The following is a 25,715-nucleotide window of genomic DNA, read 5'->3' as shown; positions in this document are numbered from 1 at the left end:
CTTTAATCCTTAATTTTAAATTTATTACCGAATATTTCTTTCCAAATGTCGTTATCATCTTCTACTGATGCATAATTTGCAGTTTCCCAAGCTTGTAAGGCTATTTTGACGATTTGTTCTTTCTCTTCTATAGTTATTCGAGACGCTACATTATTTTCATGGTTAGCAGGATCAATAATTACAACAGGATCTGAAAAATATTTCTGCACCTTAGCCGAGTTCTCAGGGAAATCAATACGCTCATTTAATTCACTTTGAGCTATAAATCCTAAAAATTCTCTAAAACGTTGTTCAATATTTTGTGTTGGTCCATCACGATCTTGTAAATAAGCTAGTATCAACTCTAGATGAAAAGATTTAAGGCCCGGAGGGCACGCAAAATTTTTCCATCGTTTTGCCATACGCACTAAAGTGCGGTAATGCTTATCTGAATTTTTTCTATCACGAATAAATTGAATATGACAAGGAGCACAAGTTAGGTTTTTTTCTTTAGTTTTTAGATCATATTGCCAACCATGGTTTGGTTCTTGGGCATCTTGAATTACAGGAACTACATCTACACTCAGCCCACTTTTGACAAAAGTTACTGTAGCTGCTCTCCGTTGAATCTCAAAATCTTCAACAGCTTTAGTTGGATAAATTTTTGTGAGTAACGTGTAAATTAAGTCATTAAGATTGTCTAATGTCGAATCATCTACATTTTTATTACTGATATAAAATACAATATCTACATCGATAGGATCATCTACAGTTTTCTTCAAAATTGTATACTTTGCAAAAGAACCGGCTTTAACTACTTTTGCTATTTTTAAGTCAGAGTTTGAAGTGATATGTTTGCGTAACTCTGTTATTAAATTATCCACTTGTGCATGATATTCTGTACGTTTTTCTGAAGGTAAACGAAGTACATTACCATCATAATATTGAAGATCTGAATTTGTAAGTGACATTCTGATGTGTTTCCCCAAGTTAGTTATTAAGTGTTAAGCCATGAGTAATATAATCTGCTGTTACTGCAGCAGCTGCTTTTGCGGCTAAGTCATGAAAGCGATTGTCTTTTGTGGAATCACCAAAGTCACTAATTCCTCTAATCATTAACACGGGTTTTTTATGTAAAGCACAAGCCGCAAATACTCCTGCACCCTCCATTTCAGCAACTTCAATTTTTCCATTAAGTTCTTTTAAGGCTTTAAATTTTTCAGGATCTCGAAGAAGCTTCTCACCACTTCCAATAGTGACTGTTTTAGGCATAACACTTTTAGTTACTGGGCCAATTTCAATACTATCTGGAAGTATGATTTCTAAGGCTTCATAGCTCTTTATTAAGCGACTTTCTAAAGAACTTTTGTTAGATAAATATGTGCTAACATCCTGTCTAACTTTAAGATCTAACACTGTGCTTTTAGGCCGGTGTTCTGTAGCGCCACCTTCAATGAGAGCTGCTCCTTCGTATGCAACGACTTGTTCAGATAAAACAACTTCGCCTAAAGCACATTTTTCGCGCATTCCCGCAGCAATACCTAACATGATTACATTTTTAGGTTGTAATTCAATTAGTAATGTGGTGGTGATTGAAGAAGCATCTACATTTCCAGCGCTAGAAAAACATGCTATTGCGCAATTAGCCCGTATACCATCATTGCGAATTATTTCTGTTTTCCATACATGGAGACCCGTACTTGTAACTATAGGCTGTACACCTTCATTAATATTTAATGCTTGCCTTGCAGCTGATAATTCAATTGGTAAAGCTGTCAAGACTAATACATCTGGCGGAAGAGCTGCGTGTCTAGCTTGTTCCTCTTTATAAAAGATCGTAATAATTCTCTTTGCAATTTGAGAAAATTCTAATACAGGTTCTTCTAAAGAGAGTGCTGAAATACTTTTTACCACAGTAGAACCGGTATTTTGCAAATAAGTTTGAGGAGTGTCTCTAAATTTTTTTAGCAATCCTAATGCACCATTTCCATCTTCTTTATTTGATCCGATTTGTAGATCTAAAGGCAAAATAGGCAACCCTTTTTTTACCATTTTGTGAGCTCTATCTAATACTCCTTTACCACCACCTAGTGCAATCATTGCTGTAGCATGCTCAATTTGTTCTTCACCTACATTGCTACCTGTTAAGATTTCGTCATCAATACAAATATGTTCAGCAACCCCACGAGCAATCATGCTATTTAAAAGCCGTCGCTGTTCGGAATTGGTTTTGCATTGCAACCGATCATTTGATGCAACAATCTTAAGAAAGATTTTGTTTTCTATCCCTTGAGTTAGTTCGTTTATTTTTCTAGCAATAGTCCAATCAAAAACTAAAGATTTTTGAGTTTGATTTACAGGCTCTGCTGAAAAATAACCGATAAAGCTGCCTCCAGCATTAATAACTTCTGTTACAAGAGCTTCAACAAATGAATGAGCCTTATCGATCTGGTCATCATTTGTAGTAAGAGAAATGCTACCTGCAAGGAGAATACAACTATTTGAAAGAGAAACTGGATTACTCATTCTCCCCTTACCCCCTAAAAAATATAATAATTTTTAATAGATGAAGGTTACATTAACTATTGCAAGTGTTCTTTGAAAATTTATTTAGCTTTGTAATTTTAGTATGCAAGTAGTTTAATTGTTCACTCCTCCAGGTATCACTGCAAATATGGCTGTACAGTGGTAAGAACCCTACAAACGCGATTGAATGAGATAAAGTAATATACTGTAGTACCAGCTGTTAAAAGGAAAAACCACCAAAACACCTAGATTACTAATTGTTACTGAAGGAATATCCATAATTTTGGAAAAAGTTGTCTAGATAGAAGAAGAACTCCTAATAAAGTCGCAATTATTGCACGAGCATGCTGAGAAAGGCGGCACTCAAATCTACAGTTGCTATGTGAGTTGTGAGTTATGACCCGGCAAATATGATAACTCCAATAAAATCATTAATCTAAACATTTGCTGAATCTTCATTAAATTACTAACCACTGAATTAGATGGATGAAATGGTAAATATATAGTTGTGAAGGGCTTTGTTGCACAAACCTATCTGTAAAGGCTTTTTCAGCGATATAATTTTCAAATGAAGAAGCCTACACACAAAATCTACTGCACAACCAATTGGCCCGCATATAACCGAGCACTCATGAGTCGCGGAAATATTGTCATTTGGTTTGATCCTGCTACGCAATGGTATGCTCCATCAAAAGGCAAACAAGGGCGAAATCAAACCTACTCCGACGCAGCTATCCAATGCTGCTTAATGATTAAATCCTTATTCCGTCTATCTTTACGTATGGTCACTGGCTTTGTGCAAAGTCTGATTGAACTTTGCGGATTAAATTGGACCGCACCAGATTACAGTACGCTTTGTAGAAGACAAAAGCATATTGATATTGCAATCAGCTACCAAAAAAGTAGCGATGGGCTGCATCTACTCGTAGACTCTACAGGCATGAAGTTTCTAGGTGAGGGCGAATGGAAACGCAAGAAACATGGAGCTGAATATCGTCGCCAATGGCGTAAACTACATATTGGTATAGATGCCAAAACCCTACAAATACGCGCTATTCAGCTCACAACCAATAATGTCAGTGATTCACAGGTGCTTGGTGATTTACTTAATCAGATTCCACAAGATGAGCAGATTGACTCTGTTTATACCGATGGAGCTTATGACACCAAGCAATGCCGTCAGGTCATTGCAGATCGGCAAGCACATGCGGTGATTCCACCTAGAAAAAATGCGAAACCATGGAAAGATACAAAGATCAGCTCGCTAGAGCGAAATGAATTACTTCGAACAGTTAAACGTTTAGGCAGGACATTATGGAAAAAATGGTCAGGCTATCATCGCCGCAGTTTGGTGGAAACCAAGATGCATTGCATCAAATTATTAGGCGATAAATTAATGGCAAGAAGCTTTCCTAGTCAGGTGAATGAAATTCATGCACGTGTAGCAGTCCTCAACAGATTTACGGAATTAGGTCGACCACTTACCCAAGTTACGCCTTAAATTTGGCTCAATTAGGGGCGCTTTGCATTTCAAATCTTTGTGCAACAAAGCCGATGGAAAGTATCTACACGGATGAATACAGATATGGTGCTCGATGCACTTGAGCAAGCATTGCACGATCGAGGCATGCCAAAGAATGTGATTCATCATTCCGATAGAGGTGTTCAATATCTTTCTATTCGCTATACCAATCGTTTAGAAGCTGCAAATTTACGAGCATCAGTCGGTACGACTGGTGATTCATACGATAATGCTTTGGCTGAAACAGTGAATGGCTTATACAAAACAGAGGTGATTGAGTATTTAAAAGCAGATTGGAAAGGTTTAGCGGATGTACAACTTGCGACACTCAACTGGGTAGATTGGTTCAATAAAGAGCGTGTACACAGTGCATTGGGTTACAAGTCGCCTTTTGAGTTTGAAGCAATGTACTATGATAAGATTAACCCGTTAGGTCAGGTGGCCTAACTTAAATAAAAAAGTCTCCGACAAACCCGGTACGGTTCAGTCTCAATTTTCACACTTCATGCAACAGAGTCGTTTTTATCCTAAGGTCCTTACCACTTGTATTCTTTACGAACATATATCAAAAAAAGTGTAGCAAGTTGCTACACTTTTCGCTAGATCAACTCTTTACCAAAAATATCATTCAGTCTTTCACGAATACTATGGACGAATTCCGGATTACTTTTAAGTTTATGCTTCATATTTCGTTTAAAGTCATTCAACCCCATACCAATTTCAGCAAAATCCATTTGGAATAAAGTGTCATTAATGACAATATTTGCTTGAGAGTCAGTGAGGCATCCTACTTTTTTAAACCACTTCTTGAACTGCTGATAATTTTCATCATTATTAAAAATATACCAAGAACGTACATTCATATCGAATTTAGCCCCTAATTCTTTTACGGATGCATTGTCTTCAAATGGAACATCAAGATAGATTTTTTCAATCACTGCAAATTCATCCAGTGCCTTATCAGCAATCCGATGATGCAGTTTAAAATTCACACCTACAATTGGACGGCCTTTCTTAACGGTTTCATACTCTAATTGTAGATCTGTATTTTCGTTAATTTCTGCCACTATTTTGTCTAATACATAGCGTCTAAAATCTACCCAGCGATCATATTTGGTTTCATTAATATCAATCAGTGCTTTCAAGTTTTCTAAAAGTAATGGCACTTCATAACTCTTTTGATTGGCGTACTTAAATTCATTTTTAATGAAATAAGTATAGAGACTCATACTGGCAACAGAATCTAGGGCAAAAAGATGTTTTAGCTGATAGGTAGTAAAATTACCCCCAGCCAGTTGAGTGAAATACGGCAACACCTCACTGGTAAAACGAATCTGAATCGCATTTTTAGAATCATCTTCCCATCTTAACTCACGGATAATGGGAACGACAGAATGTACTTTTTTAGTCTTTCTTTTACCATTATCAGCAGGCTCCTCAATAATAAAATGAGCTACCCGGGATGAAAGCTCTTTGTAGATCCGATCTATTGCAACATTAATTGAATTACGTTTATTTAATCCTAGTAAATCTGCCAAATCATCCTTATACAAATAAATATAAGTTTGTTCGGTAATTTCACCATCTACCCTATTTTTCTCACTATAATTCGCAACCGCCATTGCATATAGAAGTGCCTTATATTCATTGGCTGATAATTCGATTGGGCGAATTAAACGGTTACTGGTACTGACAACGCCATTATGGCGAATGTTGCCTATACAGTAAGGAATATAATTCGATTCTTCTTGCAATGGTTCAGATTCTGTCATAACCGTGATATTTATAATTTAACTTAGTTTTTATATACAAAAGTGGAAAAACTTTCAAGACTTTCACCACAAGATTCTAAAAGTGGAAAGTTTGTCATCAAAAAGAAGCATTTTAGCCGGTTTTCTGCATTTAAAGTGGAATTAATTATAATCTTTCCACCCTATGATGACAGACCTTCCACCTTTAGTCTCGAAATTACAGTTCAGAAGGCCTATTTTTACTTTTTTCATTCAGATCTAGTTAGGTTAAGTCAGATAAAAACCCTGATGTGACAAGGCTTCCACCTTTTTGTTAGATTTAAAAGGTATAACTGCACATATAATCATCAGGAAATATCCAATAAAAAAAGATTATCCACAGGTTAAGAAGATACAGTGACAATCTTTCCACCTTTAAAGCTTAGTTATGAGACTTTATTAACAGCTTAAATATTTGTTTTTGCAATTATTTTTAAATAAAAATAGCAGATATAAAAATAGCAGTGACAAACTTTCCACCCTAGTGACAGACCTTCCACTTTAGAGTGACAAACCTTCCACTTTAGAGTGACAGACCTTCCACTTTAGAGTGACAAACCTTCCACTTTAGAGTGACAAACCTTCCACTTTAGAGTGACAAACCTTCCACTTTTAAATCTATAAGCATTTGTTTTATATAATAAAAATATGATCCTAATTATTAATTAGCTAAATAACTAATTATTCTAATTTTTAATTAAGCTAGCTTAGTTAAAAATTTATTTTTTAAACTGTTTTACAGCTGAATAAATAGGATTTATAAATTTAAAAACTATAGTAAGATGAATGAAAGTTATTTATATTACTAAACATTCAAATAAGGAAGCATCTGACACGCATGTCTGCAAAAATTATTACTGTTGCTAACCATAAAGGCGGATGTGGCAAAACAACGACTGTTGTACACCTAGCCTCAGAACTTGCCAATCTGGGCAACAAAGTTTTAGTCATTGATTTAGATCCTCAAGCAAACGCAAGTTTACACATTGGGATCCAACATCCAAGCGAAATTGCTGTCACTACAGCAGAATTACTAGTGGGCGATATTTCGTTGTTGGCAGATGCATTACAAGAAGAAACGAACTTTGAAAAAGTATCATTAATTTATGGTTCCTTGAATTTAGGAAAAACTGAAGATCAACTAAAAGAAGAAGCTCCCCGTCCTTCAGAAGAGTTAAATATCAAGTTAAAACTATTAAAAGATCTATATGATTTTATATTGATTGACTGCCCACCTAGCCTTAAATTATTAACCAGCAATGCCCTGGCATCCTCAACACATGTCATTATCCCTATCGAATCAGGATCACAATATGGATTATATGGGGTAACAGATCTTTTAAATCATCTTGAAAAGATCAAACGTATTAATCCAGATTTAGAGCTTTTAGGCGCTTTACTAATTAAGCATGATGAACGTCAGAATGTCTGTAAGCTGATTCGGGATGAAGCCTTGAAACAAGTGGGTAAAATTTTAGAAACCACAATTCCTCAAAGTACTAAAGTCAATCAAGCAGCCATTCTGCAACAACCACTTTTGAAAGTAGAAAAAAATTCAAAAGTACGTAAGGCTTTTGAAAGCCTTGCCAATGAAATTGTATTGAAAATTTAAACCTGAGAGCATTATGGCAAGCACCAAAGAGCTTTTAGCTCAGAAACTGAAACAGAATACAGAAAAACATCAGCAAGCACAGAAAGACAATATTAAAGAGCTGAAAGAGTTTAGACGTAATGTCCCTATTGAGGATATCAGCCGAAGTCTAAACCAGCCGCGTAAAATATTTGAAGAATCACAGTTAAAAGAACTGGCGGATTCTATTAATGAAATCGGCCTTTTGCAGCCCATTACAGTGCGTAAACTGGATAATCTGAAATATGAACTGATTGCAGGCGAGCGACGCTTACGGGCACATCAGTTACTCGGAAAGTCTGTGATTGAAGCCATTATCATTGATGCAAATAATGTAGAAGCATCTTTGTTAACCCTGGCCGAGAATTTAAAGCGTCAGGATCTGACAGATTATGAGATTTTTATTGGCCTGAACTCACTTGATGAGAAATTAAAGAAAAACAAGCAACGTTTAGCCAATTCACTGGGTTTAAATCGCGAAGATATGTACAAGTATTTAGCATACGAAAAACTGCCGCAAGCAATTTTAAATGACCTTGATGTGGAACCAGGCTTGCTAGGCCGTACTGCTGCAACTGCATTCAAAAAATTTCTATCGGATCATCTTGAACAACTCTCTGAAGCCGAAGTGGCCTTACTCGGAGCTTGGGAAAAATTAAAAGACAAAAAACTCGAGCAAAGCAAAGTTACTACTTATGCTGAAAAACTATTGAGTCAGAATCCAGAAAAACTGACCACAACATCCGTGGTCAGAAAAATTGAATATGCCGGTAAGATTGCGGGGAATATCAAACTGAATCAAAAACAGCTTAAGGTTTCTCTGAATATCTCGGAAATTGACGAAGCCAGTCTCTTACAATTAGAAGATTTCTTAAAACAGCTGATTCAAAAAAGCGAAAAAGTGTAGCAAGTTGCTACACTTTCTTAGCACCCTGAAACTAATTACATCCTCATGCATTATTGAATTTTATTTTCTTAAGTATGCTTCTTTACATTTGGTCTTTGAGAGTACTGTTACTTCGGACTGAGATTAAATTCTGCCTTTCTTCTTGTGGAGTAGTTTTATATTTATCCGGAAATATTATATATGTCCATATAAGCACTCCCAGTTTTCAGGTTTTGTATCAAAATAATCAATTCTTATCAGATTTTTCGATAGGGAAGTATATATGCTGGTGGAACATAAATAATTTGGTGGTGTTTCAAAAGGTATGCTGCCGTTAAAAAAATACGTTATTAAGGTAAAAGAAAGTAAGCATCCAGCTAACACAGCCTTACCAAGCGATCCTATAAGCCTTAATTTAGTTCCCACCTAAAAACAAGTGGGGACTTAATCTATGAACATGGATATATATTCAGCAACACCTCCTGTTGCTAAAAAACGCAGAACATACAGCAAAGAATTCAAATTCAGTATTGTCAATGCCTGCAAAAATCCTAATACCTCGATCGCTTCGGTCGCACTGCAACATAGTATTAATGCCAACCTTGTCAGTCGTTGGATCAGGATCTTCAGCCATCATGATGGTGCCGTGCAGGATCCTACTCATGTGAATCCAGCATTTATTGCTTTGCCTTACACTGCTGCAATCAGCCAACCTATTGATGAGAGGATCACGTTGTGTATCACCGTGCCTCATACGAATAATGATATTCAGCTAAAATGGCAGACATCAGAAATACCTGCCTTGGCAGAATTACTCAAGGCACTGGCAACATGATCCGTATCAATGAAATTTGGCTCTCTACCCAGCCCATGGATATGCGAGCAGGAATGGATACTGTCATGGCTCAGGTGGTGAGAGCCTTTGGCTACATCAAACCGCATTGCGCCTACCTGTTCTGTAATAAACGTGGTCATCGTATGAAAGTGTTGGTACATGATGGACTGGGCATCTGGCTGTGTGCCCGGCGTTTGGAACAGGGTAAATTTCACTGGGCTCAAGTTCACCAAGGTGAAACCGTGGCCCTCAGCCCGGAACAGTTACAGGCATTAATCCAAGGTTTGCCCTGGCAGAGAATTGGATTGCAGCAAGTGGTGAATATGCTCTAAACCAAGCTCGACCATTCTGCCATCCTCCAAACGTTCTATTTCATTCTCTTCATGACCTCAGGCATACTGCGGTCATGAATACGCTGCCTGACTTAAGCCAACTGACCCATGAACAACTGCTGGAATTTACCCGGCAGTTGGCGATGCAGCATCAGTCTCTAGCACAATCAAACCAGCAATTAGATTCTAAAGTTCAACATCTTTCTATTCTCAATCAAAAATACGAGCATGAACTGGCGCTGTTTAAAAAGCACAAATTCGCCCAAAAGAATGAACACTTAACGGCAAAACAAATCCATCTGTGGGATGAAGCGGTTGAAGAAGATATTGCCGCGGTTGATCTAGAACTGGAACGGCTAAATGCAGATAAAACCAATGCAGCGACACACAAAGCAACAGTCAACAAACCTAAACGTCGACCACTGCCAGATCATCTACACACCATCCGTATTGAGCATGAACCTGCATCAACCCAATGTGCTTGTGGCTGCCAACTCCGTCGTATCGGCGAAGATGTCAGTGAAAAACTGCATTTCAGACCGGCACAGTTCTATAAGGAACAGCATGTGCGTGGTAAATGGGTCTGTGATCAGTGTGACACTCTGACTCAGCAAGCGATGCCCGCCTATGTGATTGATAAAGGCATTGCTTCACCTGAATTGCTCAGCCATGTGCTGGTATCGAAGTATGCCGATCATTTGCCGCTGTACCGTCAACGTCTGATCTATCAGCGGGCGGGAATCGAACTTTCTAGATCAACTTTATCTCTTGCGAAGCAGTGCTTCTCAGATAGGTCGCTGCGGTGTAGAACTGGAACCTCTGGCCAATGCCTTAAAAGAGGTGGTACTACAACAGCAGGTGCTGCATGCAGATGAAACACCGGTCACCATCATGCGGATGGGTGAGAATAATAAAAAACCGAAGAAAGGTTATGTCTGGGCCTATGCCACTACACAGTACAATCCAGTTCAGGCGGTGATCTATGACTTTCAGGATAGTCGTTCAGGCCAGCATGCTGAAGAGTTCTTGAAAGGCTGGCAGGGCTATCTAGTCTGTGATGATTACAGTGGTTATAAAGCACGCTTTAAATCAGGCGATGTCATTGAGGTGGGCTGCATGGCGCATGCACGTCGTAAATTCCATGAACTGCATGTAACTGGGAAAAGTCAGGTCGCTGAACAGGCATTAGTGCTGATTCAGAAACTGTATGCGATAGAAGCAGAGCTCAGGAAAAAGACCGATGGTACAGCGGAAGACCGCCGCGAATACCGACAACAGCATAGTCAACCAGTGATGCAACAACTATATGAATGGCTCAACCAACATCATCTGACGGTGCCATCGAGTTCTCCCACCGCCAAGGCCATCAATTACACTCTGAAGCGTTGGCCAGCTTTAAGCCGCTATTTGGATGATGGCAATCTACCGATTTGCAATAATTGGGTAGAGGTGCGACACGAAGTCGCTTAATGAAGTTGTTCCCCCTGCGGGAACCACCCGTGTCACCGGGTGAATCTAGAAGGCTGAATAAAGAGCGCCTTCGACAATGTAACGAGGCACCGCAAGGTGCGGGGTATCAATCGTGAGAGGCGTACTCTTCTGGCAGCCATAGCCGGACAAGGGCTAGATAATCGGTATGGTGAACACATGTGAATCTGCGCAACGATCGTTAAATTGAACGAGCGGAAATGGCTAATACGCTCGAACCAAAACGGTAATGGAGGTGGGAATCGCGTCTTTCTACTACGCATTCGTGACCCATACGCCTCCCGGTCGATAGCAGGCACCTAAGCCGATGTACTTCAGTAAGCGGAACGTGGAAATCCCGTATTACCCCCATTGGGAAAGCAGTTTGCAAAAACTGCCCATGGTGATGCGGGCGAAGGAACGAGGAAAAAGCGAATGCCAGTCTGTAATGGGTTGGATAGAGGTTGAAACATTACCTCACGCGAAAGCGGGCTGACGTCCTTATGGTCTCTCATCACAAGAGAGTGTGTAGAACCCTTTTAATGGAGGGAGAGCAAATGAACGCAGCAGTATCAGCGTGTGCGCCTTCCAGCACATCGTGGGACAGCATCGATTGGATTGCTGTACAGCGTCATGTCAGAGGGCTGCAAGCGCGTATTGTGAAGGCGGTACAAGACGGCAGGTATAACAAGGCGAAAGCTTTGCAATGGCTGCTGACTCACTCGTTTAGTGGCAAAGCATTGGCCGTAAAACGAGTGTCTGAAAACAAAGGCAAAAACACGGCTGGGGTCGACAAGGTGACTTGGAATACACCCAAGGCCAAGACCGGTGCGATGATGTCGTTGAAGAGGCGAGGTTACACGCCCCTTCCGCTTCGGAGAGTCCTTATTCCGAAGAAAAATGGCAAGATGAGACCTCTCGGGATACCCACGATGAAATGCCGGGCCATGCAGGCGCTCCATCTGCTGGCTTTGGAACCCATCGCGGAGACCACTGCTGATCGGAACTCTTATGGATTCAGGGCTTTGTTGCACAAAGATTTCATAACTATATGATTTTAAAAGTTTTGATTGTTTTTTGATCCAAAATTAAATTTATTTAAATCAGATGCTTACATATTTATGCAACAAAGCCCTTCGTAGCCTGCTTTTTCTACGGCTTTAATTAAAGTAGCGCGATCAAGTGGTTGATGCGCATAAATGACTGCTTTTTCGGTAGCCAGATTTACATGAGCCGATTCAACACCCTCAACAGATTTTAAAGCTTTTTCCACACGGCCTACACAAGAAGCACATGTCATCCCCTCAATCTCTAATGTTTCACTGTAGTGTGGCGTATCAGTCATTTCGGTACTCATATACGATCTCTATCATTTAGATATGCTGAGTTCTATATGCGAAGATCAGCTCGAACCAAGATTAGGTGGAATTCAGGGATTACTTTTATTTCAAGCAAGTACAGGTTTTATCTGTACGATGAGGAAAATAAGAGAGTAAAAGTGGTAAGGAATTCCCACTGTTACTCTAACAGAGATTAAGCAGGATCAGCTGTAAATCCACGCTCACTGAGAGTGGCAATGACTTGATCCTGACTCACCGTTGTGTTGATTTCAATAATACGGTTTTGTAAATCAATATCGAGTGAGGCATTCGAGTCGAGCTCTTTAATTGCGGTAGTAATGCCGCGTGCACAACCACCACAAGTCATATTAGCGATGTGAAATTTCATATGTTGCTCCTTTTTAACAAAACATTTGTTTAAAACATTAGAACAGTAACTCTAAACTTTCACCATACAACCAGCCTTTTTCTGAATCAGTTACTCGCTGTAACTTGGTCTGTTTACAACCTTACAGTTTTCTTCAGAGTATTCCAAAGAAGAGTGTTCTAATGACTACAGTAATAACACTAAATATAAAAAAAATGGAAGAATAATTTACTAAGTTATTGTTTTTAAGTTGATCCTTGTTTTATATGGGGGTGATAATAACTTCTGATTACTAGTTTTTACCTTAAATATACCGATTGAAAGATTCATTTAAAGGCTATGAATACATGAGTTTTACAGTTTGGCTAGGTCAGCATGAGTACTTTTCACAAGATTTAAGATCGACCATGAACGTGATTAAGTTATAGGGGATTGATGAAATAGTTTTTATGAATTTCTGGCTTTCTGGGCTGATTTTATCAAATTCATGTCTATGCAAAATTGCGACATATTTCTCGTGCTGGTAGTTATCCAGAGTTTGGTCTGCATCTATCCATAGTGCAGACCTTTTTTTGGTGACAGTTTTTTCTTAGTGATTTTCGATCTGGATGTAGTGATTTCACGTTTGCAGAATATATCTTGGCGGTGATCCATCTAATATTCGTGATTATAAAGAGAGCTAATTCACAGGTTCTACAGATTATGTAGCGACTAACTATATCAAAGTCTATTTGCAGTTGATGGTTGGCGCTTAGTTTATATTTACGCTTAGGTTTCAGTTAAAAAATCAATATTCTGTTGAATCCGTGATTGAATCATCTGTAGGGTAGATTCTCGAATTTGATGGGGATACAGGCGCTGCGCAATTTGACTAAATTGAAGTGCAATTTCACGCATGGTCAAGATGATCTCATCGACTTCTAGAGTAGTCAGATTAGCTTCTGAAGTACCGAGTTTATGTATGTCATTTCGGGAAATATTGAGCGCTTCTCCCATAATGTCCATTTGATGATAACCACCTGGACCCTCGCAGAAGGTCACATCATAGGCTGGAGCCAATTTCCATTGACCATTTTTCTCCATGAGAAATGAAAAGTTCTTAGTATGGTCATCCCGATTATTGAAAAGCACATTAAACACAGCACGTTTAAAAGCATGCAATCTTTCTCGTACATCTTGCGTACACATCAAGGTTGCCCGGAGAAAATTGCGATAGTCTAGGCTACCTGGAACTTTATAGTCTGCTCCTGTATATGCAGCCAAACTCTGCATTGGAATCCGCATACCATTTTGACGATCGAATCGTTTAGAAGCAAAAGCCGTTAAACCATTGGGCAAATTAAAGAAATGGGTATCTGGAGTCTCAATTGCACAAAGTCGCAAACATTCTGCATAGACGGCTTCAATGGCGCAGACTTCAGGATGCTCTTGCTGAGCAGGAAACTTAATCAGCCAGGCTTCATGTTGATCAGAATCTTGAGTCGAAAACTCTAAATTGACAGGATCTCGGTAAACCAACGCTTTTGGTCTGGCACCTTGAGGGGAGCCACCCATGACCAATAAATGCTGTAGAAATTCACCACCTTCACCTTTGAGTACTTCTTGAACTTCCTGGGCCAGTTGTTGTAAAGGGATATTTTCTGAGGTTTGCATGTCAGCAACACAAGGTTCAAAGGAGAGGGCACCCATTGCGTGACTACTAATATAGGTCAGACGCTCCAAAGGTCCAATTCGTGCTGAATTTAAGCCAATTTTTTTGAAATATCGATCCATCAACATCATGCCCCAACCATCTGGTAAAGCGTCATAGACTGGACCTGGGAGTCCCATTTGATGAGTAGGAAAACCTTGTCTGAATGGTAGACCTTTTAAAGGCAGCAAGTAAGAAGAGAGCTCAACACCTTGCTGTATTGCTTCTGGACTATATTCAAAAGCAATGGTGGGTCTACCTGTCGTGGCTGTTGAACTAATCAGCGTTCCCCATAACCATGATTCGCCCCAACCGTTGTAATAAACATTAAGTCTATTGAGCATTATCCCTTCCTCTTAATACGGTGGCGCTTACTTTGACTCTCATAGCGAAGAATGTCATTCACACTGTTAAGCTGAGGTTTAAATAGTTCCTGAAGTTCGTTTAATCGACCCAAGACCATTGCAATACGGACTAAATTTTCAACAGATACATTTCGTCCCGCTTCAAGATTCGAAACTGTATTCACGCCGACACCAGCGCGTGCTGCTACCTCAGCTTGAGACATCTCCAGAAAGAGTCGTTGCTTACGTAAACGCTCACCTAAAAGAGTCACAACTTCTTCTGGTTTAGTGAAATATAAATCCATTAAATTGGGTCTTAAGAATGAATAATTTAATTAAATCACAAAATAATGGAATTAATCTATAGCTATAGTGTGGCTAAGGAGGGCTTTGTTGCACAGCACATCAGAAGGGTAGGTATAGTCCTTGGGTATCGGTTACAGAAAATCATCAGGATGTACTTTGACTGATTGTTGATACGGAGATTTCAGTATTTTCATTTTTCCTAATAGGTCACATTACTTAGAAAGGGTTCTTCGAAAATTAGTTCATACTTTAAAAATCCTATAAATATTGAGGATATTTTCTTAATGCTTTCAATATAGCATGCGGCTATATGTAACTCGAACGGGCTTAATCTGCCTTTCAGTATAAATTTTTTGGGCGTGAGAGGGGAGAGGTGTGAGGGCAAGCAATTTATATCGTGGATACTTCTAAATTACTTATGTAATAGAAGGTGGTAAACATGGATTTAGAGGTAATAACACTAAATATAAAAAAATTGGAAGAATAATTTATTAAATTATTGTTTTTATGTGGTTATTGGTGATGTTATGAATAATAATAACTTTTTTCTTGATGAATTTTACCTAAAAAAATTGATCAGATAATTTTCTTTAAATGTCATGCATACATAAATTTGACAGTTTGAAGGGATCGGTATGTGCATTTTTCACAAGGTTAAAGATCGACCATAAATGTGATAAACGGCAGAGGATCATTGAAAAATGAATGGATTTAAACACTACATGTATGCACGAAAAAAAGTATCGCTGCGGTTCTGCTGACAGGCTGTATTGAGCATTGAATGCAAATGATGTAGTAATTGTCTACAGGCTATAGGACCAGCATGAAGAAGAATGAAATGTAGTTGCCAATTTATAACCTTGGTTGAAAAGCATAGCATTGTTATTCGGAGAAGTGAGGTAAGCCATCCTTCTCTTATTCATTTAAAATGATTCTTACTCAACTGATCTCGACTCATGGGCTGGTTCCAATTAGACGGATAATAACTTCCATCCCCTATCTTTTTCTTACCACATTTCTTGCATTTAATCCCTTCTTTGGAGATTTGATTCAGCATCACTGTTGTCGGTTGAATCAAATCAATGACATAGTTCGTTGGTTCAGGAAAAGCAGAAGAGGCTGCTTTATTGCAAAAGAGAACATTCGGATCAAATGGATTGGATTGCACAAAAGCCATGATACAGCCACAGAGTAATTCACCTGCATGTAATCTGTAACATCCATTCAGGTCATCAGACGAAGATTAATCTGAAATTTAAGCACTAAACACCATAAATCTATGTATGGGCAGACTTTTTTGAGACATATGTTGATAAACATGCGGCAAGTTACATTGCTTAAAAGTCTATCTAAGTTAACGATCTATTCAATTCTGGATAAGTAATCTGAATATTACGATCCTAAATTACCCGAAGAGTATTAAGATTTCTAAGAATCGTGATTGTTGGTTTATTTGGGAAATTAATCAGTGGATTGAAGCAAAGATGATGGCTCATTAAGGATTGTGGGCTTCGACTACTTAAATTTTAGGTATTTTGAATAAAGCATATTTCAAAAATCTGAATTAATGGATTTAAATTACCATAAAAACCTTCAATATTTGCTTGAATCCATTGTTGTTGAGAGTCAATGCGAGACCAATCAATACCATAACCACAATGAGCAATCAGATGCTCAAAGAAAATCCGTTGTGTACGTCCATTACCTTCACGGAATGGGTGTATGACATTAAGCTCACAATACAAGTCGGCAAGTTGAGGGATTAGTTTTTGTGGTGCTAAGCCTTGAAAGTATTTTTTTTCTTGAAGTGGCCTAAGTAATTTATTGGTTTCAATTTCAATACGGGAAAAATTACAAAAACGGGTATCACCTTTGGAAATATCGATTTGTCTTAATTTTCCTGCCCAGTCGTATAAGTCGCCAAAAAGCTGTACATGAATTGATTTTAAGTATTTTAAGTCGTAGGGTGGTTCAGCATATTCAATGAGACTACTTGCTAATCCAGACAGTTCCAGTTCAGCTTGTTCTAAAATTTGTTCATCACGAATATTGAGTTTGTTCTTTAGGATATTTGTGCCAGGGTAACAATACAGGCTGTCACCCATTTCCCCATATTTATCCATACATGCACCTGACTAAGATTCGGGTTGCGAATACTTCTTATATTTTTGCAAGATTTCAGCTTTACTTTGTTGAGTTGTTTGAGCTGTCGTTGTAATGCCTTCAAGCTTTAGGCTGGCTTGATAGTTTTGCGAACGTGTCGCTTGAATATATTTTCTTTTCTGTTCAGTGGTTCTGAGCATTTCGAAACTCCATTGATGCTACACGTGAAGTAAGTATAGCAGAGAATCTTTTTGATCAATGCTGCATACACAGCATTTCTAAAATGTAATACAACGGTATTGTTTCATGTAATAACAGAAAACTAAAAAAAAGTGGAAGAATTCTTAAAATTTAGACCGTCATAGATAAGCAAACCGTATGTATTTGTTGAGAATTGTAATTTTGAGAAAATTTAGTTGATAAATTAAATGAAGTTTCATATACAAAGATATGCTCATTTTTTAAATCGATAAAAATGTTAAGATTTGACTATTTGGTAAAAAATATAGAAATTTTTATGGGGCAATTTATCATGCCCTTTTGCTTTGACCGAAAAAATGTTCAACTTGAGATAGTAAAAATTAACTCAGAACTACTGAAAATCAAAAAGATTAAACAGAGTCAGAAAGTAGTAGTACAAGCAAAGTTCAAAATAATCTATGTGAAAATTTGGCAAAAAATCTTGCTATTGATGCAAACGGAGCCAGGCTTACGTGTGCATTCTAATTATGTTGCAATCTTACAGTTGATACATAATCTTGATGATTTTATCGAAAAATCACAACAACACTTGTGCTTTGAAAGAAAAGCTCAGAAAGAACTGGATGCTAAATTTTTTGCAAGATTTTTTAAGCTAACAAAGAATTCAATAAAGGATCAACTTTTACCAAATCGTTCTGATCACAATGAATTTAAACAATGCAACGTGATAAAAATATTAAGCGAAAATGAATATGCCAAACATTGAAACACAAGAGCAATTCTTAGATTTAGCAGAAAAATATCAACAAGATTATTGTCTATTACGTGATGATATTGTAAATACACAATTTGTCGATCTATCAGATGATTTGTATAAAGATGTCTACGCTCTATACAAATTAGCACAACAAATTTATAGCTATATATCAGGCTCCAGACAGATCGGTAAGTATTCTTTTTTAGCTGCTGTGAGTTTTTTTGCATGTCCAGATTCTAGTAATACACAAGAGCTGTCATCGCAACGTTATTTGATTCTACAAGCGAGTTTTTTAACATATCGGCAGTATCAAGAATTTGCAAAAATTGATAAAGCTGAGAATAAGCAAAAACATGTTTGTGACCTATTACGCTATGTCTCACGATATGTGCTGGATTCTAATCATGCTGAATTATTTCATGAATGTAGTAAGCTGCTAAATTGTTATGTCACGTACGAACGTAATTTGAAAAAAGAGGATCGTAATCAACTTTTTAATATTAAAGATTTCGAACAAGTACAAGTCATAGAGTATTTATCGGCTCTATTAATAATTTTTAAAAGACTAGATGATCGTCGTGTAGTTCATCGTCAGCGTAAGTCAAAAAAAAGCAAAGTTTTGCAATGGCCGACGAAAAATGAACTCAAAAAATTTCGTGAAATTAAAACGGGTAAGCAAGTAGATATTGGACATAACGCAAAGATTAGTATTTATGATGCCGCTCTTCACAAAGATGAAGAGGGTGAAGTTGATCTATTAGATCCTGAAATGGAGTTTTATTCAGAAGATGAAAAGTCTAAAAATTTAAATTATATACTCAGCGATAATGCGACGCATCTAATGCGGCATCGCCAGCGCCGTCATGCTCCTTTTGTTACAAATCCACATTATTTGGCGCCAGATATACTGAAGCAAATTGTTTATGTGTTGAGAACCGAGTTATCCGGGCACTGGAGGGATGCTGCAATCGCTGCAGCATGTTTATTGTCACTTTTGACGGGATTATCACCCGTCGCACTGATGGATTTTAACGAGCTTATTCAAGATGGAATTTTGATCCAGAATGGTTCAAGTAGACGTCGCGAATATTTACTCAAATTAAATCTTAAAATTACAGAGCAGAAGATTAAGAGCTTAAATCATGTGCGGTGGAATGAAGTGATGACACATCAACTACATTTACCTTCTGCTTGGTTTGACTATATAGAACAAGCATCGAATCCACTAATTTCATCAACACACATTAATACGAAACTTAAGAATTGGCTTGATAATCGGTTTGTAGGTTCGATCACTGTAGAAAAACTGCAGGCTCAATTATATTTTCATATATATTATGAAACATATAATGAATATCTTGCTCATGTAATTGCTGGGCGGGATAGTCAGCATCACATGCCTGGTATCTATTATGGCGGGCTACCGAAAACTCAACTCAGTAGCACATATCTAGCCTTTTTAGAAAAAGCACTTACACCACATTCCACACATTTTACTGAAGACACGGCTGAACTAAAAATATTGCAACAACAATTCAAAGTGCAATCTGCATTATCTATAGGAAGGATAGGGAGCCAACTGGCACTTGAACCCAATTTTGTGAAAGAGCAATTCCATATTTTACATAGACATTGTCACGAAAACATCCAAGAAGATAAGCACATTATTAATCAACTTAATGCATATGCGTGTTGGATGTGGCATATCAGTTTGTTGAGTTTGGCAAGTCGGCCTAAAAAAAACCTGTTGGGGAATTTGGATGATTATTGTGTTGAGCTCAAGCTTTTATATGTGAATGATAAAAAAAATAGTAAAGCAAGAAAAGATGGTCGTTTTATCCCTTTATCTGATTTTTTCATAAAAACACTGCAAAATTACACTGCCTTTTTAGAACAAATTATTGAAGCGTACGGTTCATTTTTTAGACAAGTCTTTGCAAAGAAGAAGATAACTGTAAATGATCTTTTTGGTAAGGTCATTTTTAGTAAAGATATCTTGCCGATAACTGTCAAAGAATGGCAGAGCAGGAAAATTAAGTTAATCCCTTTATCGAGAAAATGGGTGAATTCATATATGCAAGGAGTCTTTCCAAAGAATATGTATTCGAATTGGTTACGTCATTTTGACATGAACTTTTTGATGCATGAGCAGCAAGAGGGTAAACCAGCATTAGCTTTTCACTTAATTCAGGCCCTGTATGGTCATGACCAACGTGACCGAGAGGCTTTTCATCCGCATTCTTCACTTATCCCGAATGTCTATGTACAGCAAGCCCGCCAGCAATTGCAAGATAATGTCAAATCTTTATCGATTAAACACTTAGAGCGAAAATAGTTGTATGCAAAAAATCAAAGAACTAATAAAACCACAACTAGATGATCTATTTGTTGATATTCATAAAATGGTGAAAAAGTCGCTAGATAGACAGCCTTCTCCACCTGAAGTATTGACGAAAGAAATGCAGCAAAAACTTGATCAGCAGATCGCTGAAAAATGGCATGACATTAAAGATAGTGTTGATTGTTTGAGTCAAAAGTTGAGCCGAGACGAACAATCAAAACTGATGCAATTTACTGAAGATGAATTTAATAAAAGAAGGAAGCAATTCAACCAGAATGTAGATAAAAAATCATACAGAATTAAGCTAAATCCACATACTAAACGGATCGTACTGCCTAGAAAAATTGAGAGTACAGAGTCACGGTTAGAACAGGGGCATCTACATATCCATGTACTTAAGGAATTAAGGCAGTATTGGCAAGATTCATTTGAATATTGGAATGAACCAAAGTACTTATGGGGAAATTTATGCTTAAGTTTTATATATATTTCAGGCTGTGCAGATGAACAGCATTTGATTGCTATTCAGAAGCAATTGCAGGAGGCCATTGAGCTTGGTACAGATCTGAATTGTTTTCGGTTATACCATTCGGACTACAAAAAAATCACTAATCCATTGTTACTACATTATCGTGTTGAAAACTCTCAATATGGCAACGATGTAGAACAGGGAAAGTTGTACCAATGGAAACATGTTTTTTTTAACCCATATGCGCAGTTCATTTTGCAATATTTAAAAAAGTTGAAAGCTGCTCAGAAAGAATTTTGTCTGCAACATTCAGTTGAAGATTGTATTTTAGAAAGCTTGAGTAAGATAGGCAGGAAAAAAAGTCTTGGGGATCTGCAATATCAAATTAAACGCCGTGGATTTCGTGCATTTAATGATGTGCAAATGGTACTCGAATTTAATCCAAACCTCAGCATAGATATATTTTTGAGTAATGTGCTTCAGCAAGAGATTAATACTGTTGCTTTAAGGCCATCCGAATTTAGATTGCTGTGGAATAATGATTACAATCAAGTCACAGAACCAGATAATCGCCCTATTCATTTTGAACAAGAGCAGTTACTTCCTGAAGTTCCGACTGTTCAAAGCAAATTACAAACGATTCCGTATGAGTTGATGTTGTTTGGTCAAAAGAAACGTAAAGGTCAAAAAGTTGAGCGTTTAGATAAAAAGAGGAATAAAGAAGAACGCACGCTACGTTTTTGGCAAGAAACTAGAAGGGTGTTAGAGGAGAAGATAGTTGATGCTAATACGGAGGAAAAGTCTTTAATTGATGCTCAACTACGCTTAATTCACTGGTTAATGCATTTAAAAAAACGAGGGCTTCAATTATCAACTATTGAAAGCTACTTAGGATCGTTTGGCAAAGAATTTATATTTGAGATTTGGCTCAATAAATTAGATTTAAAGCAACAATCCATAGATGACTATGAGGATTTATATCGGCAGCTATTGAAATACAGCAGTGAACGTGATGAAAAAGCAGTTCAACGAGATTCGGTGAAAGGAAAAACCTCTCGTAAGATGCACCAAAGCGCAGAATACCGTTTTGGTCGCCTAAAAGATTTTCATCAATTCTGTATAGAGAATTATGATGCTCCAGGGGTATTGGTGTTACAGAATTCAAGTTTTAAGCATTTACAAATTTGCAATGCACGGCTAGTGAGTCCTTTGCTATTTGGCAAATTATTGGAAAAACTAGAAAATTTAAGTCAAGAGCCAACGGCATCAGAGTGGGTCGATCATCTGAGTTGTTTAAAGCTGATGTATTTACTAAGTTATAGAACTGGACTTCGATTAAATGAAGTTCGTTGTCTTAAAATACAAGATATTATTTGCCCAGAGCTACTTTATAAAGAAAAAGAAAATACAGTTTTTAATAATATCACGCTTCATATCCAAGACAATTCATATCGCCGTCTGAAAACGCGAAGTGCGAATCGTCAAATACCATTGAAAATTGCATTGTCAGAACATGAGTTTTTAGTAGTACAACGTTACATACAACATCGTTATGAGCAATATTTGGTTAATCAGCAGGATGATCTACTTTTTAGTGTGAATCATCGTGTATTAACTGATCAATGTATCAGCAAAATTACAGTAGATTTGTTTAGTCAAATATTAGGTATGCATCATGGCTTTAGTTTTCATACATTACGCCACAGTGCTGCTAACTATCTAGCAATAACTTTGCTCGGTTCAAAAGAAATGATCAAGACCTACACAGATTGTCCTTGGGTAAAAGCAAAAAAGATGAGGGATTTATTGTTTGGTATGAAAGCACGTGCTCAAGAAGAGATTATTCAACATAAATGGCAGGTGCTCGCCTCTTGGATGGGGCATAGCAGTATTGAGCAAACGGCTTCAAATTACCTTCATGTTTTGGATTTATTAGCAGTCGATCGAATTTATAATTCGCCGTGTATCATTTCAAAAAAAGTATTAGAACAGTGTTTTAGTCCAGTGAAGTCAAGTACAGACTACATAAACCTAAATCGTTATACTCAGCAGCAGAAATGGTTTAATTCTTATCAGCAAACACAGCCAGTTACGATGGCTGGCCGACAAGAAAAGAAGTTTAGTATAGAGAAGAGTACTCTGACACCTTTTCAACGTTTGATAAGTTTTAGAGAAGGTCGATTAAGCGAAGATACCCAAGCTCAAGAATGGATGCAACGATGTCAATGGATGAGCACTAAATGGATGGATCGCCAAAAATTTAATTTAAAAACGAATTATGTTTATAGTAAGAATTTAGAAGAGAGTTGGTTTGATGAACTTTACGAAAAGGCTAAAAAACTGACTCGTCCAGATGAAATAATTCCTCTCCTTGATTTTCATTATAAAGATGATAGGCAGCAAGATGCACTGAAAGAAAAGAACATGGTTAAGGCGCTTAAAATATTATTATTATTTGGAAAACTGCGTAAGAATTTTCTACATTTTCAATGCCGAATGAAAGGTGATGAGCAACAAATTGTTAATTTTATTACTGGTATAGAGCCAATGTTAGGAGATCATCTGTATTTAGAAAAACAAAACTACCCAGTTAATTTGGATGCTCCTGAGCGAACCGTTAAATTTAGTTTTCAAAGAGTTGTCGGCTCTAACAAAAAAAATGTTACTCCGCTGGTTATATTTAATTTAATGTTAAAAATGATGCAAAAAGATGAACTCTGGATCAAATAGCCTAAGCATGTTAAAGGGGAATTGTTTAGAAATTTCCCTGTTTATAAGTAAACTGCCTTTATGAAAAGCACCATGCTGACTTGGATTAATAAGCGGAATGTAGTATCACAGTTTGATCGCTGGATTTACGAAAATGGTGTGAAGATTAGCGGTATGGTAAATCGATGAGCTAAAGTGTTGTAGTCCAAACTCGATCTGACAATTACCCATTTTTTAGTGTGCCCGTCAGGTTAAATTTGAACTGAATTTTTCTCAGCCCAAATTCATTTCCAATCAAGTTATGTTTCAAGTGGCGTGCGAACACTGCACAATTTAATTCACGGTGCCTAAGACAGGTATCAACTTCGGACCAGCCATTCTAGCTTTGCTAATGATTTCCACCAGCTCATCATAAGTCAGTTCAAACTTATCCTCACTATCAAATACATAGACCATATTCTTGCCTTCATGTTCAGGTGGAGTAGGTGGTACAAATCGTTTCGGGATAAGAATTTGTGCGAGTTGTTCGTCAGTTAATTTAAATAAGTGCATGTTTTTATCCTACTGTTCCTTAAAATGTATTCAAACATACTCAAGGACTAATTCGCACTCTGTTAATGTCTTGTTGCCAAGCGTGTAACTAGAGCCTGAGTCGGTCAGTTCCGACTTGTAGCGGTCAGTCCGTTCTTGCAATATACGCTTTACAGTTTTGTAAGGCGTATAACGACTTATCTCATTGTCGTTTAATCTTGCAAGCACGTTTCTCGCAGCATTCCAATCAGCTTGCACAACTTCCCCATTGAAACGGTGAAAACGATCTCCCTTGCGTGTGCCTATTAAAAGCCCACGTAAGAAAGAATCACTTTGCGAAGTGTATGCAGAATTGACTAGATGCACCGTAGAACCTCTACGGTGAGATATACCTGTTAGGGCATCGGCTAATAAGCCTTTAACCCATGTATTTAAGCGTCTATTGGTGTTTTTGCCATAGTTGCGTTTACTTTGAATTGGGGATGTTAAATCTTCCGCAACAATCACTTTGGCTTTATCAACCAACTTGTGAGTTGCTGTAAATATTAATGTTTTGAGCTTTGCTTTTTGAGTATCTTGTCGCTTATCTAGTTTTTTTCGACCTAGATTATTTAACTCAATTTTCTGTTTCTTGTGTGGTTTAGCTTTAGCAATCGCTCTGAGCTTGTTTCTGTGCTTGTACTTTTGATTTAAATAATCTGATTCACTTGAGATCAGCTTGCCTAGACCACTCCCATATACATCGCCATCAGAGTCCACAAAAGCTTCTGAGTACCCTTTATCAACACCTACTGTTTCCTGACCACAATCTTGTGTTTCAACTGCATCATAGGTTGAATGAACTTCAATATTGCCATTTTTTAGAATAATTCTTAATGTGCCTTGCGGTGCAAAATCAACAGTCGTATTTAATGGGATTTTAATGGTTTGTCGAGGGATTAGGCTTGGTACTTTAAGCCAACATTGACCATTTAACTCAAAGGTTTTACACATATCCGCACGAACAATAATTTGATTATGTGTGTGATTAACACCATGCTTAAAGTGATTACGCATTTGACGATGGAGGAAATTATCAGTCATCCATTCATCTTTTTTAAGCAAGGTGTATAGTCTTTTTTGTTCATTATTACAGGAGGTGCGTTTTCGGATCGCCTGCTTTACTTTGTCTTTTGATGCTTCTCGATAGGCTTTAATATCACCTATGCAATCACGTAGCGTTTCTTTCCACGCATTTGCAGAAACACCAAAGTCACGACTTTCTTTCATCCACGCATCACGAATAGCTCTGTCACTGATATTCAAACCTGAAATAGCACCATATTTAGCCCACACCTCGCTACGAATACGACCAAGTAAAACAGCTTGTTTCTCAAGCTGTTTGTACTTTTGCACATTCAAGTTTTTACAGTGATGAATGCGTGTTAATTTCACAAAGTCATGCCTAGGTTAAGGGATTGGATAGAGGTGGTTCCACTTGTTTGAACAACTAAAAGCGTATTTATAAGTGATATTCCGCTCTAGTTAAGCCACCTTGTTTTGTTGGGGTAGCTGATCATAGTAAAACTCATTTGGTGTCATTTTGTCTAG

20 protein-coding genes and 4 pseudogenes are annotated in these 25,715 nt (G+C 37.6%); 12 read left to right on the top strand and 12 right to left on the bottom strand.

Translation table 11 applies throughout. From position 1 onward, the window contains the following. Positions 1-2 precede the first annotated feature (2 nt). Both FTV37_RS14255 and FTV37_RS14250 read right to left on the bottom strand, forming a co-directional pair. On the bottom strand, positions 3-950 hold the full coding sequence (locus tag FTV37_RS14255; protein WP_151208075.1) for a CBASS oligonucleotide cyclase: 948 nt from the start codon (positions 948-950) through the stop codon (positions 3-5). 19 nt (positions 951-969) lie between these two features. Then, a complete protein-coding gene (locus FTV37_RS14250) occupies positions 970-2,505 on the bottom strand; it encodes a phosphorylase (RefSeq protein WP_159153817.1) in 1,536 nt (511 codons plus the stop codon). 568 nt (positions 2,506-3,073) lie between these two features. Here FTV37_RS14250 and FTV37_RS14245 point away from each other — a divergent pair. Together FTV37_RS14245 and FTV37_RS14240 are read left to right on the top strand one after the other, a co-directional pair. Next, complete coding sequence (locus FTV37_RS14245; protein WP_180022931.1) at positions 3,074-4,006, top strand: IS5-like element IS17 family transposase; 933 nt, start codon at positions 3,074-3,076, stop codon at positions 4,004-4,006. Positions 4,007-4,060: 54 nt separating this feature from the next. After that, positions 4,061-4,474: pseudogene (locus FTV37_RS14240) on the top strand (integrase core domain-containing protein); the annotation flags it as partial. 152 nt (positions 4,475-4,626) lie between these two features. Here the strand turns inward: FTV37_RS14240 and FTV37_RS14235 are convergent. Continuing rightward, positions 4,627-5,799: a replication initiation protein gene (locus FTV37_RS14235; RefSeq protein WP_127800989.1), complete on the bottom strand. Its 1,173-nt coding sequence runs from the start codon at positions 5,797-5,799 to the stop codon at positions 4,627-4,629. A gap of 856 nt (positions 5,800-6,655) precedes the next feature. Here FTV37_RS14235 and FTV37_RS14230 point away from each other — a divergent pair. From FTV37_RS14230 to FTV37_RS14205, 6 genes and pseudogenes are all read left to right on the top strand, one after another. After that, positions 6,656-7,429 carry a ParA family protein gene (locus FTV37_RS14230; RefSeq protein WP_127800991.1) on the top strand — a complete coding sequence of 258 codons (774 nt, stop codon included), beginning with the start codon at positions 6,656-6,658 and terminating at the stop codon, positions 7,427-7,429. Positions 7,430-7,442: 13 nt separating this feature from the next. After that, complete coding sequence (locus FTV37_RS14225) at positions 7,443-8,354, top strand: ParB/RepB/Spo0J family partition protein (protein WP_127800993.1); 912 nt, start codon at positions 7,443-7,445, stop codon at positions 8,352-8,354. A gap of 430 nt (positions 8,355-8,784) precedes the next feature. Further along, positions 8,785-9,168, top strand: a complete 384-nt coding sequence (locus tag FTV37_RS14220) for a transposase (RefSeq protein WP_179990955.1) — start codon at positions 8,785-8,787, stop codon at positions 9,166-9,168. Next, complete coding sequence (tnpB, locus tag FTV37_RS14215) at positions 9,165-9,500, top strand: IS66 family insertion sequence element accessory protein TnpB (protein ID WP_000619347.1); 336 nt, start codon at positions 9,165-9,167, stop codon at positions 9,498-9,500. The genes FTV37_RS14220 and tnpB overlap by 4 nt, the downstream gene beginning before the upstream one ends. A 74-nt stretch (positions 9,501-9,574) precedes the next feature. Next, positions 9,575-10,949: pseudogene (locus FTV37_RS14210) on the top strand (IS66 family transposase); the annotation flags it as partial. 575 nt (positions 10,950-11,524) lie between these two features. Further along, a pseudogene (locus FTV37_RS14205) lies at positions 11,525-11,989 on the top strand (reverse transcriptase N-terminal domain-containing protein); the annotation flags it as partial. Positions 11,990-12,102: 113 nt separating this feature from the next. Here the strand turns inward: FTV37_RS14205 and FTV37_RS14200 are convergent. The 7 genes and pseudogenes from FTV37_RS14200 to FTV37_RS14170 all read right to left on the bottom strand — a co-directional run. Next, positions 12,103-12,324 (bottom strand): annotated as a pseudogene (locus FTV37_RS14200) (cation transporter); the annotation flags it as partial. A 176-nt stretch (positions 12,325-12,500) separates the two neighbouring features. Next, on the bottom strand, positions 12,501-12,695 hold the full coding sequence (locus tag FTV37_RS14195) for a heavy-metal-associated domain-containing protein (protein WP_179990953.1): 195 nt from the start codon (positions 12,693-12,695) through the stop codon (positions 12,501-12,503). A 747-nt stretch (positions 12,696-13,442) separates the two neighbouring features. Continuing rightward, complete coding sequence (locus FTV37_RS14190; RefSeq protein ID WP_000934717.1) at positions 13,443-14,708, bottom strand: type II toxin-antitoxin system HipA family toxin; 1,266 nt, start codon at positions 14,706-14,708, stop codon at positions 13,443-13,445. Continuing rightward, complete coding sequence (locus FTV37_RS14185) at positions 14,708-15,013, bottom strand: helix-turn-helix domain-containing protein (protein ID WP_000366814.1); 306 nt, start codon at positions 15,011-15,013, stop codon at positions 14,708-14,710. Before FTV37_RS14185 ends, FTV37_RS14190 begins: the two co-directional genes overlap by 1 nt. 920 nt (positions 15,014-15,933) lie before the next feature. Next, positions 15,934-16,191 carry a hypothetical protein gene (locus FTV37_RS14180; protein WP_004726728.1) on the bottom strand — a complete coding sequence of 86 codons (258 nt, stop codon included), beginning with the start codon at positions 16,189-16,191 and terminating at the stop codon, positions 15,934-15,936. Positions 16,192-16,540: 349 nt separating this feature from the next. Further along, positions 16,541-17,137 carry a putative adenosine monophosphate-protein transferase Fic gene (locus tag FTV37_RS14175; protein WP_000362164.1) on the bottom strand — a complete coding sequence of 199 codons (597 nt, stop codon included), beginning with the start codon at positions 17,135-17,137 and terminating at the stop codon, positions 16,541-16,543. Between the two features lie 12 nt (positions 17,138-17,149). Further along, positions 17,150-17,317 (bottom strand): YhfG family protein, encoded by a 168-nt coding sequence (locus FTV37_RS14170; RefSeq protein WP_000946583.1) that lies wholly within the window; start codon positions 17,315-17,317, stop codon positions 17,150-17,152. Positions 17,318-17,634: 317 nt separating this feature from the next. Here FTV37_RS14170 and FTV37_RS14165 point away from each other — a divergent pair, with 317 nt between their 5' ends. The 4 genes from FTV37_RS14165 to FTV37_RS18180 are packed head-to-tail and all read left to right on the top strand — an operon-like array spanning position 17,635 to position 23,783. After that, positions 17,635-18,084 carry a hypothetical protein gene (locus FTV37_RS14165; protein WP_002046161.1) on the top strand — a complete coding sequence of 150 codons (450 nt, stop codon included), beginning with the start codon at positions 17,635-17,637 and terminating at the stop codon, positions 18,082-18,084. Next, positions 18,071-20,410: a hypothetical protein gene (locus FTV37_RS14160; protein ID WP_127800787.1), complete on the top strand. Its 2,340-nt coding sequence runs from the start codon at positions 18,071-18,073 to the stop codon at positions 20,408-20,410. Before FTV37_RS14165 ends, FTV37_RS14160 begins: the two co-directional genes overlap by 14 nt. A 4-nt stretch (positions 20,411-20,414) precedes the next feature. Next, positions 20,415-23,615: a site-specific integrase gene (locus FTV37_RS14155; protein WP_127800785.1), complete on the top strand. Its 3,201-nt coding sequence runs from the start codon at positions 20,415-20,417 to the stop codon at positions 23,613-23,615. A 60-nt stretch (positions 23,616-23,675) separates the two neighbouring features. Beyond that, the gene (locus FTV37_RS18180) at positions 23,676-23,783 is read left to right on the top strand and encodes a hypothetical protein (RefSeq protein ID WP_372551473.1); all 108 of its coding nucleotides are present in this window, start codon (positions 23,676-23,678) and stop codon (positions 23,781-23,783) included. Between the two features lie 144 nt (positions 23,784-23,927). Here FTV37_RS18180 and FTV37_RS14150 read toward each other — a convergent pair whose 3' ends face one another. Beyond that, a complete protein-coding gene (locus tag FTV37_RS14150; protein ID WP_000550047.1) occupies positions 23,928-24,146 on the bottom strand; it encodes a hypothetical protein in 219 nt (72 codons plus the stop codon). 30 nt (positions 24,147-24,176) lie between these two features. After that, positions 24,177-25,559, bottom strand: coding sequence for a transposase (locus tag FTV37_RS14145; protein ID WP_180060142.1), 1,383 nt, complete (start codon positions 25,557-25,559; stop codon positions 24,177-24,179). Positions 25,560-25,715: the final 156 nt, after the last annotated feature.

It is taken from the genome of Acinetobacter sp. YH16042 (assembly GCF_013417245.1).
Classification (GTDB): Bacteria; Pseudomonadota; Gammaproteobacteria; order Pseudomonadales; family Moraxellaceae; genus Acinetobacter; species Acinetobacter amyesii.
This window is presented reverse-complemented; position numbering and strand designations above follow the sequence as displayed.